The sequence below is a fragment of the Pseudomonas glycinis genome (assembly GCF_054871425.1).
In genome coordinates, this window is record NZ_JBTYHF010000002.1 from 374,342 (window position 1) to 390,402 (window position 16,061).

The 16,061-nt window shown below is 61.0% G+C and carries 14 protein-coding genes; 7 read left to right on the forward strand and 7 right to left on the reverse strand.

Annotation, left to right across the window (positions count from 1 at the left end):
• Positions 1 to 21: 21 nt before the first annotated feature.
• Positions 22 to 2,247 carry a polyphosphate kinase 1 gene (gene ppk1, locus ACYSTU_RS05780; protein WP_016772619.1) on the reverse strand — a complete coding sequence of 742 codons (2,226 nt, stop codon included), beginning with the start codon at positions 2,245 to 2,247 and terminating at the stop codon, positions 22 to 24.
• A gap of 18 nt (positions 2,248 to 2,265) precedes the next feature.
• Complete coding sequence (hemB, locus tag ACYSTU_RS05785) at positions 2,266 to 3,279, reverse strand: porphobilinogen synthase (RefSeq protein WP_136493160.1); 1,014 nt, start codon at positions 3,277 to 3,279, stop codon at positions 2,266 to 2,268.
• Positions 3,280 to 3,486: 207 nt separating this feature from the next.
• Between hemB and ACYSTU_RS05790 the strand changes: the two genes are divergently transcribed.
• Together ACYSTU_RS05790 and elbB are read left to right on the forward strand one after the other, a co-directional pair.
• Complete coding sequence (locus ACYSTU_RS05790; protein WP_110644478.1) at positions 3,487 to 4,146, forward strand: DedA family protein; 660 nt, start codon at positions 3,487 to 3,489, stop codon at positions 4,144 to 4,146.
• A 167-nt stretch (positions 4,147 to 4,313) separates the two neighbouring features.
• Positions 4,314 to 4,982 (forward strand): isoprenoid biosynthesis glyoxalase ElbB, encoded by a 669-nt coding sequence (elbB, locus tag ACYSTU_RS05795; protein ID WP_264364234.1) that lies wholly within the window; start codon positions 4,314 to 4,316, stop codon positions 4,980 to 4,982.
• Between the two features lie 128 nt (positions 4,983 to 5,110).
• Here elbB and ACYSTU_RS05800 read toward each other — a convergent pair whose 3' ends face one another.
• Both ACYSTU_RS05800 and ACYSTU_RS05805 read right to left on the reverse strand, forming a co-directional pair.
• Positions 5,111 to 5,566, reverse strand: coding sequence for a YaiI/YqxD family protein (locus ACYSTU_RS05800; protein WP_042607095.1), 456 nt, complete (start codon positions 5,564 to 5,566; stop codon positions 5,111 to 5,113).
• Positions 5,567 to 5,668: 102 nt separating this feature from the next.
• The gene (locus tag ACYSTU_RS05805) at positions 5,669 to 7,567 is read right to left on the reverse strand and encodes an FTR1 family protein (protein WP_498996744.1); all 1,899 of its coding nucleotides are present in this window, start codon (positions 7,565 to 7,567) and stop codon (positions 5,669 to 5,671) included.
• A gap of 251 nt (positions 7,568 to 7,818) precedes the next feature.
• Between ACYSTU_RS05805 and ACYSTU_RS05810 the strand changes: the two genes are divergently transcribed.
• From ACYSTU_RS05810 to ACYSTU_RS05830, 5 genes are all read left to right on the forward strand, one after another.
• Complete coding sequence (locus ACYSTU_RS05810) at positions 7,819 to 9,213, forward strand: COG3014 family protein (protein ID WP_498996747.1); 1,395 nt, start codon at positions 7,819 to 7,821, stop codon at positions 9,211 to 9,213.
• A 206-nt stretch (positions 9,214 to 9,419) separates the two neighbouring features.
• Positions 9,420 to 10,814, forward strand: a complete 1,395-nt coding sequence (locus ACYSTU_RS05815; protein WP_136493163.1) for a COG3014 family protein — start codon at positions 9,420 to 9,422, stop codon at positions 10,812 to 10,814.
• Between the two features lie 16 nt (positions 10,815 to 10,830).
• On the forward strand, positions 10,831 to 11,202 hold the full coding sequence (locus ACYSTU_RS05820) for a YcfL family putative periplasmic lipoprotein (protein WP_016772611.1): 372 nt from the start codon (positions 10,831 to 10,833) through the stop codon (positions 11,200 to 11,202).
• Between the two features lie 35 nt (positions 11,203 to 11,237).
• Positions 11,238 to 11,825 carry a penicillin-binding protein activator LpoB gene (gene lpoB, locus ACYSTU_RS05825; RefSeq protein ID WP_016772610.1) on the forward strand — a complete coding sequence of 196 codons (588 nt, stop codon included), beginning with the start codon at positions 11,238 to 11,240 and terminating at the stop codon, positions 11,823 to 11,825.
• Positions 11,826 to 11,828: 3 nt separating this feature from the next.
• On the forward strand, positions 11,829 to 12,572 hold the full coding sequence (locus ACYSTU_RS05830) for a penicillin-binding protein activator LpoB (protein WP_110599886.1): 744 nt from the start codon (positions 11,829 to 11,831) through the stop codon (positions 12,570 to 12,572).
• A gap of 218 nt (positions 12,573 to 12,790) precedes the next feature.
• On the opposite strand, the gene rhtB is transcribed toward ACYSTU_RS05830, so the two are convergent.
• The 3 genes from rhtB to ACYSTU_RS05845 all read right to left on the reverse strand — a co-directional run bounded on the left by rhtB (position 12,791) and on the right by ACYSTU_RS05845 (position 16,061).
• Positions 12,791 to 13,423 carry a homoserine/homoserine lactone efflux protein gene (gene rhtB / locus ACYSTU_RS05835; protein ID WP_016772608.1) on the reverse strand — a complete coding sequence of 211 codons (633 nt, stop codon included), beginning with the start codon at positions 13,421 to 13,423 and terminating at the stop codon, positions 12,791 to 12,793.
• A 146-nt stretch (positions 13,424 to 13,569) separates the two neighbouring features.
• Positions 13,570 to 14,151 carry a mechanosensitive ion channel family protein gene (locus tag ACYSTU_RS05840; protein ID WP_024014760.1) on the reverse strand — a complete coding sequence of 194 codons (582 nt, stop codon included), beginning with the start codon at positions 14,149 to 14,151 and terminating at the stop codon, positions 13,570 to 13,572.
• Positions 14,151 to 16,061 carry an ATP-binding cassette domain-containing protein gene (locus tag ACYSTU_RS05845; RefSeq protein WP_016772606.1) on the reverse strand — a complete coding sequence of 637 codons (1,911 nt, stop codon included), beginning with the start codon at positions 16,059 to 16,061 and terminating at the stop codon, positions 14,151 to 14,153. Before ACYSTU_RS05845 ends, ACYSTU_RS05840 begins: the two co-directional genes overlap by 1 nt.

Below are 16,061 nucleotides of genomic sequence, written 5' to 3' on the forward strand. Positions count from 1 at the left end.
GCCTTTTTATTGGGCTGAAGGTCAGCTGCTCACCGGCAATATCGGGCTGCCCAACCGCTCCAGCAACGTCGCCTGCGCACTGCGCGGGTTCTGGTTGCCGGTTGGCGTGTTGCGAATGTAGCGGCCGTCCGACTGCAGGCTCCAGCTGTGGGTGTTGTCGGTCAGGTACAGCTCCAGCTCCTTCTTGACGCGGGTCAGCAGCTTCTTGCCTTCCACCGGGAAGCAAGTCTCGACGCGCTTGTCGAGGTTGCGCTCCATCCAGTCGGCGCTGGAAAGGAACATCTGCTCGTCGCCGCCGTTGAGGAAGTAGAACACCCGCGTGTGCTCGAGGAAGCGGCCAATGATCGAGCGCACATGAATGTTGTGCGAGACCCCGGCGATGCCCGGACGCAGGCAGCACATGCCGCGCACCACCAGATCGATGCGCACGCCGGACTGGCTGGCCTTGTACAGGGCGCGGATGATCTTCGGATCGGTCAGCGAGTTGAACTTGGCGATGATGTGCGCCGGTTTGCCTTCGAGGGCGAACTGGGTTTCGCGGGCAATCATGTCGAGCATGCCCTTCTTCAGGGTGAACGGCGCATGCAGCAGCTTTTTCATGCGCAGCGTCTTGCCCATGCCGATCAACTGGCTGAACAGTTTGCCGACGTCCTCGCACAAGGCGTCGTCGGAGGTCAGCAGGCTGTAGTCGGTGTAGAGCTTGGCATTACCGGCGTGGTAGTTGCCGGTACCGAGATGCGCATAACGGACGATCTCGCCAGCCTCACGGCGCAGGATCAGCATCATCTTGGCGTGGGTCTTGAAGCCGACCACGCCGTAGATCACCACCGCACCGGCCGCTTGCAGACGGCTGGCCAGTTGCAGGTTGGATTCCTCGTCAAAGCGCGCACGCAGCTCGATCACTGCAGTGACTTCCTTGCCGTTACGCGCGGCATCCACCAGCGCATCGACGATCTCGGAGTTGGCGCCGGAGCGGTACAGGGTTTGCCGTACGGCCAACACATGCGGGTCTTTCGCGGCCTGACGCAGCAGGTCGACCACCGGGGTGAACGACTCGAACGGGTGCAGCAGGAGGATGTCCTGCTTGCTGACCACACTGAAGATGTTTTCGCTGTTTTGCAGCAGTTTCGGGATCTGCGGGGTGAACGGCGTGTATTGCAGCTCCGGATGGCTGTCCAGACCGGTGATGCTGAACAGGCGCGTCAGGTTGACCGGGCCGTTGACCTGATACAGCTCGGTCTCGCTCAGGTTGAACTGCTTGAGCAGGTAGTCCGAGAGGTGTTTCGGGCAAGTGTCGGCGACTTCCAGACGCACCGCGTCACCGTAGCGCCGCGAGAACAACTCGCCACGCAGAGCGCGGGCCAGGTCTTCGACGTCTTCGGAATCGAGCGCCAGGTCGGCATTTCGGGTCAGACGGAACTGGTAGCAGCCTTTTACCTTCATGCCCTGGAACAGGTCATCGGCGTGGGCGTGGATCATCGACGACAGGAACACATAGTTGTCGCCGGCACCGCCGACTTCTTCCGGGACCTTGATGATCCGGGGCAGCAGACGCGGCGCCGGGATGATCGCCAGACCGGAGTCGCGCCCGAAGGCGTCGATGCCTTCGAGCTCGACGATGAAGTTCAGGCTCTTGTTCACCAGCAGCGGGAACGGGTGCGTCGGGTCGAGGCCGATCGGGGTGATGATCGGCGCGATCTCGTCGCGGAAATAGCGGCGGACCCAGGTCTTGAGCTTGGTCGTCCAGTTGCGCCGACGGATGAAGCGCACCTGATGCTTTTCCAGCTCCGGCAGAAGGATGTCGTTGAGAATCGCGTACTGGCGGTCAACGTGACCGTGGACCAGTTCGCTGATCCGCGCCAGCGCCTGATGCGGCTGCAAGCCGTCAGCGCCGGCCTGTTCGCGGGCAAAAGTGATCTGCTTTTTCAGCCCGGCGACGCGGATCTCGAAGAATTCGTCGAGGTTGCTGGAGAAGATCAGCAGGAACTTCAGACGCTCCAGCAACGGGTAGGACTCGTCCAGCGCCTGTTCCAGCACGCGGATGTTGAACTGCAATTGCGAAAGCTCGCGGTGGATGTACAGGCTGCTGTCATCCAGGCCGGGAATGGCGATCGCCGGTACCGCCACAGCGGTTTCGGCAACCGGCGCGGGTGGCGCAGGCTCCAGTTCCGGCGGGGTTTCGGTGATTTGCTCGACCACCGGCTGAGCTTCTTTTACGGCAACTTCAGTGAGTCCTTCGGTATTCATGGAATGTTCCTGGGAGGGCTATTTCTGCTCTCGTAACAATTGAGCGGCACGAACGGCAAAGTAAGTCAGGATGCCATCTGCACCGGCACGTTTAAAGGCGGTCAGTGACTCGAGGATCACCGTTTCGCTCAACCAGCCATTCTGGATAGCGGCCATGTGCATGGCGTATTCGCCACTGACCTGATAGACGAAGGTCGGCACCTTGAAGGCATCTTTGACGCGAAAAAGAATGTCCAGGTAGGGCATGCCCGGCTTGACCATGACCATGTCCGCACCTTCGGACAAGTCGGCACCGACTTCGTGCAGCGCTTCGTCACTGTTGGCCGGGTCCATCTGATAAGAAGCCTTGTTCGCCTTGCCCAGGTTCGACGCCGAACCCACAGCATCGCGGAATGGGCCGTAGTAGGCGCTGGCATACTTGGCCGAGTAGGCCATGATGCGCACGTTGACGTGACCGGCAATTTCCAGCGCCTCACGAATCGCCTGGATGCGACCGTCCATCATGTCCGATGGCGCCACCACCTGCGCGCCGGCTTCGGCGTGGGACAGCGCCTGACGCACCAGCGCATCGACAGTGATGTCGTTCTGCACGTAGCCGTCTTCGTCGAGAATGCCGTCCTGACCGTGGGTGGTGAACGGATCCAGCGCGACGTCAGTGATCACGCCCAGCTCCGGGAACCGCTCGCGCAGGGCGCGAGTGGCGCGCTGGGCGATGCCTTCGGGATTCCACGCTTCGGCAGCATCGAGGGATTTCAGCTCAGGCGGGGTGACCGGGAACAGCGCCAGCGCCGGAATGCCCAGCTCGACCCATTTCGCCGCTTCTTCAAGCAGCAGATCAATGGTCAGTCGCTCGACGCCCGGCATCGAGGCCACGGCTTCGCGGCGGTTTTCGCCGTCGAGCACGAACACCGGCAGAATCAGGTCATCGACCGTCAATACGTTTTCACGCACCAGCCGCCGCGAAAAATCATCACGACGATTGCGGCGCAGACGAGTGGCAGGGAACAGACGATTGGCGGGGGTAAAGCTCACGGCAGACTCCTGAGCCCGGGCAAACGGGCGAGCGTGACAGTTATAGACAGCCATTATGACCAACAGATGACAGTTATGTGTGCTCTGTGACAGGTAGCCGCAATCCATTGTCGATGTAGGAAATGTTCACGTCGAGACACATTTGGACACTTTCATGAATGTGCCCGAAGGGTTAGGCTGCGCGTTCATTTCGCCAGCACCCAGACAATGCTCCAACAATTTCTGCACGACTTTGGCTACTTTGCCTTGTTTCTCGGCACGTTCTTCGAAGGCGAAACCATCCTGGTGCTCGCAGGCTTCCTCGCGTTCCGTGGATACATGGACATCAACCTGGTTGTGGTCGTGGCGTTCTTCGGCAGTTATGCCGGCGATCAGCTGTGGTACTTCCTGGGCCGCAAGCACGGGCGCAAATTGCTCGCGCGCAAACCCCGCTGGCAGATGATGGGCGACCGCGCACTGGAGCACATCCGCAAACATCCGGACATCTGGGTCCTGAGCTTCCGCTTCGTTTATGGCCTGCGCACCGTGATGCCGGTGGCGATCGGCCTGTCCGGTTATCCACCGGGACGTTACCTGCTGCTCAACGGCATCGGCGCGGCGATCTGGGCCACCGCCCTGGCTGCGGCGGCTTACCACTTCGGCGCAGTGCTGGAAGGCATGCTCGGCAGCATCAAGAAGTACGAGCTGTGGGTGCTCGGCGCCTTGCTGATCCTCGGCCTGGGCCTGTGGCTGCGGCGCCGCTTCAAGAATGCGCAACTGGCGAAGAAAATCTATCAGGACGAGCTGCTCGCCAAGGCCGCCGAGGCAGAGCAGTTGCGCCAGGCCGAAGCGACCCCTCCTGCCGGGCCGAAAACGCCAGCCGAATAAGCCATTCGCTGGCGGCTGCCACGCGCAGTCCAGGCAAATAATGAACACCCCGCCGCCGTTGCGATCCATTGAGAGAGCGCTCTGTTCCCGCGCGCGTCAGCCATGCCCCTATGGCCACGCGCGACGATTTGAGGGACATTGAGCGCCATGAATCTGGAGAGAAGCCCATGAGCAAAAAAGTTGCAGTGATCCTGTCCGGCAGTGGCGTGTACGACGGCGCCGAAATCCAGGAAAGTGTCATCACCCTGCTGCGCCTCGACCAGCGCGGCGCGCAGGTGCAGTGCTTCGCGCCAAACATCGCGCAATTGCATGTGATCAACCACCTGACCGGCGAAGAAATGCCGGAATCGCGCAACGTGCTGGTGGAATCGGCGCGGATTGCCCGGGGCAACGTCACGGATATCCGCGACGCCGACGTCGAAGACTTCGATGCGCTGATCGTGCCCGGCGGTTTCGGCGCGGCGAAGAACCTGTCGAACTTCGCCATCGAAGGCGCTGGCTGCACTGTGCAACCTGAAGTGCTGGCCCTTGCCGAAGCATTTGCCGAAGCGGGCAAACCGGTCGGGCTGATCTGCATCTCCCCGGCGCTGGCAGCGAAAATCTATGGCCCGGGCGTGACCTGCACCATCGGCAACGACGCCGACACCGCTGCGGCCATGAACAAGATGGGCGCCACCCACGAAGAATGCGCCGTCACCGAAATCGTCGAAGACAAAGCGCGCAAACTGGTCACCACCCCGGCGTACATGCTGGCGCAGACCATCAGTGAAGCGGCTTCGGGGATCAACAAACTGGTCGACCGCGTGCTCGAACTGACCCACGAAAACGACGCTTGATCCCTAGCCGTAGATGAAACCAAATGTGGGAGCGAGCCTGCTCGCGAATGCGTTGTATCAGCCAACATCAGGTTGTATGACACACAGATTTCGCGAGCAGGCTCGCTCCCACAGCGATTGTGCAAGACTCAGGGCTTGCGGGTGAGCCGGGTCAGAATCCGGTCCAGCGCATTGGCAAACGCCTGCTTCTCGCGCTCGCCAAAGGGTGCCGGGCCGCCGCTCATCTGGCCCTGCTCCCTGAGATCGGTGAACAGGTTACGCACCGCCAGGCGTTCGCCCATGTTCTGCGCATCGAACTCCTTGCCGCGCGGATCCAGCGCCGCCACGCCCTTCTTTACCAGCCGATCGGCCAGCGGAATATCGCTGCAGATCACCAGTTCGCCCGGCACGGCGTGCTCGACCAGATAATCATCTGCCGCATCCGGCCCGCTCGGCACCACGATCAATTTGACGATCGCCAGCCCCGGCTTGATCTGTGGCTGCCCGGCCACCAGCACTACTTCGAACTGGCGCTTTAACGCGAATTTCACCACCAGATCCTTCGCCGCCCGTGGACAGGCGTCGGCATCGATCCATACACGCATGTTCTTGCCTCCAAAAAATTCGCGAGCAGACTCGCTCCCACAGGATACATACCGAACCTGTGGGAGCGAGCCTGCTCGCGAATATGAGCGCAGCGAATGCCTTTATGCAGCCGACACCCGACGCTTCTCCGCCACCCAACTACGCCCATACAGCACAGCAATCGCCACAATCGCCACCACCTGCGCGGTCAGCGAATAGGCATCGGCATGGATCCCCAGCCAGTCGAATTCAAAGAACGCGACCGGCCGTGTGCCGAAGATTCCCGCCTCCTGCAAGGCCTTGACGCCATGCCCGGCAAATACCACCGACAACGCGCACAACAGCGCGGCGTTGATGCTGAAGAACAGCGTCAGCGGCAGTTTCGCCGAGCCGCGCAGAATCACCCACGCCAGGCCAACCAGCAGCACCAGCGCCGTCGCACCGCCAGCCAGCACGGCGTTGTGCCCGGCAGGCCCGGCCTGCAGCCACAGGGTTTCGTAGAACAGGATCACTTCAAACAACTCGCGATAGACCGAGAAGAACGCCAGGATCGCAAAACCGAAACGACCACCGCCACCGACCAGGCTGCTCTTGATGTAATCCTGCCAGGCCGCCGCGTGACGGCGGTCATGCATCCACACGCCGAGCCATAGCACCATGACGCTGGCAAACAGCGCAGTAGCGCCTTCCAGCAACTCACGCTGCGAACCGCTGACGTCGATCACATACGCCGCCAGCGCCCAGGTGCCCAGACCTGCCAGCAGTGCCAGACCCCAGCCAACGTTGACACTGCGTACCGCTGACTGCTGACCGGTGTTGCGCAAGAAGGCGAGGATCGCCGCCAGCACCAGAATCGCTTCCAGGCCTTCACGCAAAAGAATCAACAGACCAGAGATGTAGCTCAGCGACCAGCTCAGACCATCGCTGCCCAGCAGGCCAGCAGATTCCTTGAGTTTGGCCTTGGCCGCGTCCAGACGCTGCTCGGCCTGTTCGACCGGCAGACCGTCCTGCAGCGACTGCCGGTAAGCCATCAGCGATTTTTCGGTGTCCTTGCGCACGTTGGCATCGACGTTGTCCAGCGAGCTTTCGACCAGCTCGAAGCCTTCCAGATACGCCGCTACCGACAGGTCATAGGCCTGATCATGTTCCCCGGCGCGGTAGGCCGCGAGGCTCTTGTCCAGCGTGGCGGCGGTGTAATCGAGCAACTGCGCCGGCCCGCGCTTGACCTGCGGTGGTTGCGCGCGCTGGGCACGGAACGTCGCCGCGACCTCTGCGCCCTCCGCCGCCTGTACTTCGGCCGGGGTCTGCCGGGCCAGGTCGGCGATGTTGTAGACCTTGTCGGACTTGGCGGCCGCCGCATCGGCACTGAAGCCGGCGATGTAGGTGGCCAGATCCCAGCGCTGGCGATCATCGAGCTGATCGGCAAACGCCGGCATGTCGGTGCCTTCGACGCCTTGGCCGAGGGTGCTGTAGATCGCGTACAGGCTCAAGTGATCCATGCGCACAGCGTCGCGCAGGTTGGCTGGCGCAGGGGTCAGACCTAGGCCGGCCGGGCCGTCGCCAGCGCCAGTGTCGCCGTGGCACACCGAGCAGTTCTGCGCATACAACGGCGCGCCGCGTGTCGGGTCCGGGGTGATGATCGGCGCCTGGCTGACTTCATAAGCCACCGCCAGTTTGGCCCCCAGCTGTCGGGCCTGACGGGCGACATCAACACCGTCCTGCTTCGCAGTGATGGCGGCGTGCAAAGACTCCACGCCCTGTTCCAGCGCGGCTTTTTCCGGTTTGGCCGGTAATGCAGTGATCAAGCCTTGCAGAACCTGAGTGAATTCCAGCTGCTCGCGGTATTCGCCATCGTCGATGACTTTGCCTGCCGCGACCGTTGGCGGGTAATCGGCACTGATGTAATCGAGCAGGTGCAACGCTTGCGGCGCGCCTTCCACGGTATCGGCCAGCAGCGGCAGGCTGCTCAGGGACAATAACGGGAACAGCAGCCAGGCCAGCAATCGGGACGAGGCAGTCATGAACGAATCTCAAATGGAAATGCGAAGTTACATATTGTTCACTTCGAAGACATTTCTCTCAAGCTTTGTCGGCGTTTCGCTTTGATTGGCGGGAAATACCCGGCAGACGGCATCAGCGTTTATCGCCGAGTATTGCCGCACTATCCGCTGCCGATTGAGCCTCGACACGTTCGATCAAGATCACAGCCATTTGCCATCATCCACTTTATACTGCCCGCCCCAGAGCATTTGCGCGCAAGGAATCAACCTCAATGCGGAGTCTTCCGTTCGTTTTGCTGCTTTGCGTTGCTGTTCAGTTGAGCGGTTGTGCCGCCTATCGCAACTACGATCTTGAAATGCAGCAGACCACCGAGCAAATGACCCGGGGCAATCTGACCGGGGCTCTGGCACTGGTGGAAATGAACAACCCGTGGGAAGACAAGGATCTGCTGTATTACCTGGAAAAAGGCGCGATCCTCAGCGCTGGCAGTGCCCTGCCCGACAGCCAGGACGCCTGGCGCAATGCCGACCGGATGATCTTCCAGCGCGAGGAAGCCAACCCGTCCGGCGCGATGAAATTACTGGCGCGTTTCGGTGATGAAATGGGCACGATGCTGGTCAACGACAAGCTGCGGCGCTATGAAGGCTACGATTACGAAAAGGTCATGTTGACTACGCAAATGGCCTTGAACCAGCTATCCGTCAATGACTTTGCCGGCGCCCGCGCAGACATCAGGAAAACCCACGAACGCGAAGCACTGATCGCCCGCCAGCGTGAAAAGCAATACGAAGCGGCCGAGGAACAGGCAAAAGCTCAGGGCAAGATTCCCCATTACAAAGAACTGGAAGGCTACCCGGTCGCCTTGCTTGATGCGCCGCAGGTCGTTGAGCTGAAAAACGGCTACCAAAGTGCGTTCAGCCACTATCTGGCCGGATTCACCTATGAAGCCCTCGGCGAGCGCGCCCTCGCGGCGGCCGGTTATCGTCAGGCGATCGAACTGCGGCCGGACATGCCCTTGCTGCAAAAGGCCCTGCGCAATCTCGACAAACCGCCAGCGAACGCCGATGAAAGCGATGTGTTGCTGATTATCCAGAGTGGCCTGGCCCCGGCTCGCAGCTCAGTGCAAGTGCCGATCCCGGTTCGTCTGAACGAAACGCTGGTCATCATTGCGCCCATTTCATTCCCGGTGATGGTGCCGGACGCGGTCACGCCCAACTTCAGCCATATCACCGTAGACGGTCGCAAACAGCCGTTGGTAGTGATCAACAGCGTGACTGACATGTCCATGCGCACACTGCGCGACGACATGCCGCAAATCATCTCGCGGGCGATGTTCCGCGCCAACATGGCCGCCATCGGTCAAGCGCAGGAAAACGAGCGCAACCCGGCGAAAGCCTCGTTGATCGTCACTCAGCATGATCCGTTCGAAGAAGCCGACACCCGCACATGGCGAGCGTTGCCGGACAAGACGCTGGTCGCCCGCCTGCGCTTGAAGAAAGGCCTGCATACCTTCCGTTTTACGCCTGCGTCCATCGAAATGCGCGTCGACCAGGACCGCCAGATACTGCACCTGCGGGTATTCCGGGATCAGGTCTATACCGTCGGATCAGCCTTTGTACCGAATCAAAAACCCGCGTCGCATAAACCCGCTACTGCGGAGAAGTGATGGCACCACATCTGAAAATGCACCCAAAAAGCTATTACATAGCCATCACCCCACGTTTATAATGCCGCGCCCTCGCCCAGCGAGCCGGCATCAAAAGCTCCTCACCCACGAGGAATTGGCAGGAGGCCAGCGCCGCCGTCGATAGGTCACACCAGCCCGACCAGCACACGCGGCTGCAAGTTTTGTTACTCAGGGAAGAAGTACCCATGGCATTCCGCGCTCCCATGCTGCTCGCGCTCAGCGCTGTCACGCTGTTGTCCGGCTGCGCTGCGTTTCGCAACTACGATTCCGAACTGGCCCAGACCAATCAGCAACTGGCATCCGGCAACGTCGACGCGGCGCTGACCCTGCTGGAAAAGAACAACACCGGCACCGACAAAGACCTGCTCTATTACTTCGAGAAAGGTGAACTGCTGCGCGCCAAGGGCGACCTGTCGGGCAGCCAGAACGCCTGGGGCAATGCCGATCAGGTGGTCGGTCAGTGGGAAGACGCAGTCAAGCTCGACTCGGCCAAGTACCTGGCACAGTTCGGCAGCTTCATCGTCAACGACAAGGTGCGTCGCTACGAAGGCTATGACTACGAAAAAGTCATGCTGACCACGCAGATGGCCCTGAACCTGTTGGCGGTCAACGATTTCGATGGCGCCCGCACGGCGATCAAAAAGACCCACGAACGCGAAGCGGTGATCGCCGACCTGCGCGACAAGGAATACCTCAAGAGCGAAGAAGAGGCAGAGAAAGAAGGCATCAAGACCCAGTACAAGGATTTGCAGGGTTATCCGGTGGCCAGCCTCGACGCGCCGGAAGTGGTCGGCCTGAAGAACAGCTACCAGAGTGCGTTCAGTCATTACCTGGCCGGTTTCGTTTACGAAGCTTTGGGCGAGAAGGATCTGGCCGCGCCGGGTTATCGCAAGGCTGCCGAACTGCGCCCGAACACGCCGTTGCTCGAGCAGGCGCTGGTCAATCTCGACAAGCCTTCCAAATCCGATGACAGCGACATTCTCATCGTCGTGCAGAGCGGCCTGGCCCCGGCCCGCGACTCGATTCGCGTGCCGCTGCCGCTGCCGATTTCCAACAACGTGGTGATCACTCCGCTGTCGTTCCCGATCATCAAACCGGATACCTCCACCGCGCCTTTCGCGCAGATCGGCGTCGACGGCAAGCAGGTCGACCTGACCGCGCTGAACAGCACCACCGCCATGTCCCGCCGCGCTCTGCGCGATGACATGCCGGGGATCATCGTGCGCACCACCGTGCGCGCAATCACCAAAGGCGTGGCGCAAAAGCAGATCAACGAAACCAACCCGCTGGCCGGTCTCGCCGTGGGGATTTCTTCAGCGGTGCTTGAAGGTGCCGATACCCGTACATGGCGCACCCTGCCGGACAACACCCAAGTGGTGCGTCTGCGCCTGAAAAAAGGTGAGCATCAGGTTACCCTGCCGAGCGCCGTCGGCGGCTCGGTGGTCAAGGTCACCGTCGACCAGCGTTACCAAGTGATCAGCCTGCGTGCCGTGGGCAACCAGGTATTCGCTGGCGGCATCGCTGCTCACGTAATGCCGAGCGCTGCCGCGACCAACGTCGCCAGCCTCAAACAACCTTAAGAACGGAGTCTTTGCAATGCGCTTGAAGATCATCGCCGTCGCCGCCCTCGCCTTGCTGGCCGGCTGCGCCACGCCGCCACCGCCGGAGCCGGGCAGCGCCGCGAGCAAAGTCGTGGCCATGGGCCCGCAGAAACACATCGTCGTCGGCGCCATGCGCGTGGCTCGTGAAAACGGCTTCATGACCGTCAACGTGCAGTTGAGCAACACCCTCAACAGCAACAAGATTTTCTACTACCGCTTCGCCTGGCTTGGCGCCGAAGGTTTCCCGGTTGCCGAAGAAGAAGTGTGGAAAAGCCAGATGATGTACGGCGCCCAGACCAGCTTCATTCAGGCCATCGCGCCAACTCCGAAAGCCGTGGATTTCCGTCTGGAAATCAAGACACCGTAAACCCGCCACCCTATTTCTGATTGAGAGAGCTTCTCATGTTTGCACGCTTTTCCTGCATCGCCGTCATCGCCCTGCTCGCCTCCGGTTGCGCCAACACCTCGCCGACCCTGGGCAGCAAGAACATCAGCTACGGCGACACCAAAGCGGTTGAAACCGTGACCAACGAATTCGGTTCGACCGACCTGCAAATGATCGCCGAGTCGATGACCCGCTCGCTGGCCCAGTCCGGCATCCTGCAGGGTCGTCCGGTGGTTCAGGTCTACGATGTGAAGAACAAGACCAGCGAGTACATCGATACCCGCGAAATCACCACCAGCATCAAGACTCAGTTGATGAAGACCGGTGTTGCGCGCTTCGCCAGCGACAACAATGCGATGCAGAGCCAGGTTGACCAGCTCAAGCTGCAAAACCAGAGCGGCCTGTACAAGAAAAGCACCGTGGCCAAGACCGGCAACATGGTTGCCGCCAAGTACCGCATCGAAGGCTCGATCAGCTCGATCGTCAAGCGCAGCAGCGACTACAAGGACGTCTTCTACAAATTCAGCCTGCAGTTGATCGACGTCGAAAGCGGTCTGGCCGAGTGGATGGATGAAAAAGAGATCCGCAAAACCACGGAGCGTTGATCGATGCGCACATGGATTGGCATGATGGCCCTGGCTTGCGCGTTCAGCGCGCAGGCGGCCCCGAAAGTGGCGGTGACGGATCTGGCGTATCAGGAGCGCGTGGAGCAATACATCCACATCGTTTCGGCGCAGAGCAATCACCGCGAGAGTTACTACAGCGCCAGCGGTTCTTCGAGCTACAACGAGATCGAAGCGACCACCAGCTATATCGAACAGGGCGAGTTGCGCAAATTCACCGGCGACATCAAGGGTGAAATCCTGCGTACCGGCATGTTCCAGCTGGTGCAGGGCACGCCTTATACCGCCTCATCCAAAGGCGATGTGTATGACGTGATCAAGCGCATCAAGGCCGGCAACTTCAAAGGCGCCGACTACGTGCTGTTCGGCACCGTGTCCGATATCGACTTCACCCAGGACATCAACGAGCTGGCGCACACCGACAGCTACTCGGCGGTGCTGGGCCTGACGCTGGTGGCGGATTTCAGCCTGATCAACACCAAGACCTACGAGATCACCTCGGCCTTCACGGCGATGGGCGAAGCGCAGGACACCAAACTGGTGAACCATCGCGACATCAAGATCTCGCTGAACCGTCCGCGGGTGGTGCGTGAGGTGTCCAAGGCCTTGGGCGAAGACGTGGCCGGGCAGCTGAGCATGCAGCTCGGTGGTGACGGTTATGAACAACCGCGTGAGGCGCCGCAGCGCAACAATCTGCCGCGTGATACGGCACCGGTGATTTTACGCTGAGCCGGATCTGAGGACTTTTGTGGCGAAGGGCTCTGTGGCGAGGGGATTTATCCCCGTTGGGTCGCGAAGCGGCCCTCGCTATTGATTCAAGACGATTGGGACTGCTGCGCAGTCCAACGGGGATAGATCCCCTCGCCACAAAAGCTCGCTTGCCCCGATGTCTCGGTAGAAATGAAAAAAGCGACCTCTTGAGGTCGCCTTTTTTGTGCCCGAGCGTTTTACGCCGCCGCTTTGCGCAATGTCGCCATGAACGCCGCCGCGCCAATGAACAGCCCGGCAAAGGTGCGGTTCATGCGTTTCTGCTGCTTGGGCGTGCGCAACAGGCGCAGCACCTTCGACGCCAGTCCGGTGTAACCGGCCATGACAATCAGGTCGACGAACACCATGGTCACGCCGATCACCAGATACTGAATCAGCAGCGGCGCATGGGGATTGATGAACTGCGGCAACACCGCGAGCATGAACACCAACGCCTTGGGGTTGCTGATGTTCACCAGAAAGCCGCGAAACACCAAAGCCAGCGGCTTGCCGATCGGCCGCACTGCGGCGTCATCGCTCATGTCCATGGGCAGCGCGCGCCATTGCTTGATCGCCAGGTAAACCAGATAGGCGACACCGAACCATTTGATCGCATGGAACGCTGTGGCCGAAGCGGTGAGCACAGCGCCAACACCCGCGCCGACAATCGCGATCTGCACCGCCAGACCGATCTGCAGGCCCAGTGCGTTCCAGTAGCCGCGCCAGAATCCGTATTGCAGACCGCTGGACATCGACGCGATGGCGCCCGCGCCCGGGGACAGGCTGATCACCCAGCAGGCGGCAAAAAATGCCAGCCATGTTTGAAGCTCCATCGCACACCTCGGCTGATGCTTGTGACAAGTCGTCAAAACTAATGCTGTTTGGGGCTAAAAGCAAAAGATCGCAGCCTTCGGCAGCTCCTACAGGGATCGTATTCCAAATGTAGGAGCTGCCGAAGACTGCGATCTTGCTGAAAAAGCTACTTCTCGAACCCGCTGGAAGGAAACACATCCGTCCCGCGCCAACGCCGCACCGATCGCTGGAAGAACAGACTGTTCGGCACCTGCACCATGGCGCTGCCGGTGCCGAGTTCTTCGGCCTCGACCAGCGTGGTGTAGAGCAGATTGATTGCGATCACCCGGCCTTTGACGCCAGGCTTGTCGGTGGTGTCGACCAGTTCGACCACGTCGCCGAGGCGGAACGGCCCGACGGTGAAGATGAGAATGGCGCAGAGCAGGTTCGACAGCACGCTCCACATAGCGAAGAACGCCACCGCCGCCACTGCGACAAATCCCGACAGCGCAGTCCACAGCACCGTGGCCGAAACGCCGAGGCGCTCGAGCACGAAGAGCAGCGCGCTGCCCATGATCAGCCAGCGCAACACGCCACGCAGCGGCATCAGCAACTGCGGCGGAAACGGATAGCGCTCACCGAGGCGAGTGAGGCCTTTGGCAACGAAACGCTGGGTCAGGTAACCGGCCAGCAGAATCAGCAGAATCTGCGCGGTGAACCAGAGCGGTTCGACCCACACCGCCGCAAAGGGCAGCTTGAAGGCTTCCATCAGGACAACGCCTCCAGCTCCGCCTGCATGCTTTCCAGGGTTTCCAGCGCTTCCATCCAGGCTTCTTCCAGCTCGGCTTCACGCACCTTCAATTTCGCCTGTTCGGCGAGCAGATCACGCAATTCATTTTTGCGTGCCGGCTCGTAGATATCGCTGTCACCGAGGCTGGCATCGACCTTGGCCAGTTTCTCGTGAAGCTTGCCCAGCTCGGCTTCAAGCTTGTCAGCCTCGCGCTTGTGCGGCGCCAGTTGCTGACGCAACGCTGCCGCCGCTTGGCGTTGCGCTTTCTTGTCGGTCTTGTCCGGGTTGACCGGCGTGTTGCTGACCGGCGCATTGCGCTGACGGTATTCCACCAGCCAACGTGCGTAGTCTTCGAGATCGCCATCGAACTCTTCGACCTTGCCGTCGGCAACCAGATAGAAGTTGTCGGTGGTGCTCTTGAGCAAGTGCCGATCGTGAGAAACCACCAGCACCGCACCGCTGAATTCCTGCAGGGCCATGGTCAGCGCCAGACGCATTTCCAGGTCGAGGTGGTTGGTCGGTTCGTCGAGCAGCAACAGGTTCGGCCGCTCCCAGGCGATCAGCGCGAGGGCAAGACGGGCCTTCTCGCCACCGGAGAAATTCAGCACCGGCTCATCGATGCGTGCGCCCCGGAAGTCGAAGCCGCCGAGGAAGTCGCGCAGGGTCTGCTCGCGCTCACCCGGCGCCAAACGCTGCAAGTGCAGCAACGGACTGGCCTTGGAATCCAGCGAGTCGAGCTGATGCTGGGCAAAGTAGCCGACCACGGTGTTTTCGCCACGGGTCAGGCGCCCGGCCAGCGGTTCGAGCTCGCCGGCGAGGTTCTTGATCAGCGTCGATTTACCCGCACCGTTCGGCCCAAGCAGACCGATCCGCGCACCCGGGGTCAGTTGCAGCTTGACCTTCTCGAGGATGGTCTTGTCGCCATAACCCAGGCGCGCATCGGACAGGTCGATCAGCGGACTGGAGATCTTGGTCGACTCGCGGAAGACGAAGTCGAACGGCGAATCGACGTGGGCCGCCGACAATTCTTCCATGCGCTCCAGCGCCTTGATCCGGCTCTGCGCCTGACGGGCCTTGGTCGCTTGCGCCTTGAAGCGGGCGATATAGCTTTCCATGTGCGCACGCTGCGCCTGCTGCTTCTCGTAGGCCTGTTGCTGCTGGGCCAGACGCTCGGCGCGGGCGCGTTCGAACGCGGTGTAGCCGCCCCGGTAGAGGGTCAGTTTGCGCTGATCGACATGGGCGACGTGATCGACCACTTCGTCGAGGAAATCCCGGTCGTGGGAAATCAGCAACAAGGTGCCCGGATAACTTTTCAGCCACTCTTCGAGCCAGATGATCGCGTCGAGATCCAAGTGGTTGGTCGGTTCATCGAGCAGCAGCAGATCCGACGGGCACATCAGTGCCTGCGCCAGATTCAGACGCATCCGCCAGCCACCGGAGAAATCGCCTACCTGACGGTCCATCTGCTCATTGGTGAACCCAAGACCGGCGAGCAGCTTGCGCGCCCGCGCATCGGCGGTGTAACCGTCGGCGCTGTCGAGTTCGGCGTGCAGGCGCGCCAGTGCGGTGCCGTCATGGGCCTCCTCGGCGGCGGCCAGCTCGCGTTGCACCTCGCGCAGACGCAGGTCGCCATCGAGCACATAATCGACCGCCAGGCGCTCGAGGGTGTCGACCTCCTGGCGCATGTGCGCGATGCGCCAGTCGGCCGGCAGCAGGCAGTCGCCCGAATCCGGGTGCAACTCGCCGCGCAGCAACGCGAACAGGCTGGATTTGCCGGCACCGTTGGCGCCGATAAGGCCGGCTTTGTGGCCGGCGTGCAGGGTCAGCTCGGCGTCTTCTAGCAGACGTTGCGGGCCACGCTGTAAAGTCAGGTTCTGAAGTCGGATCAT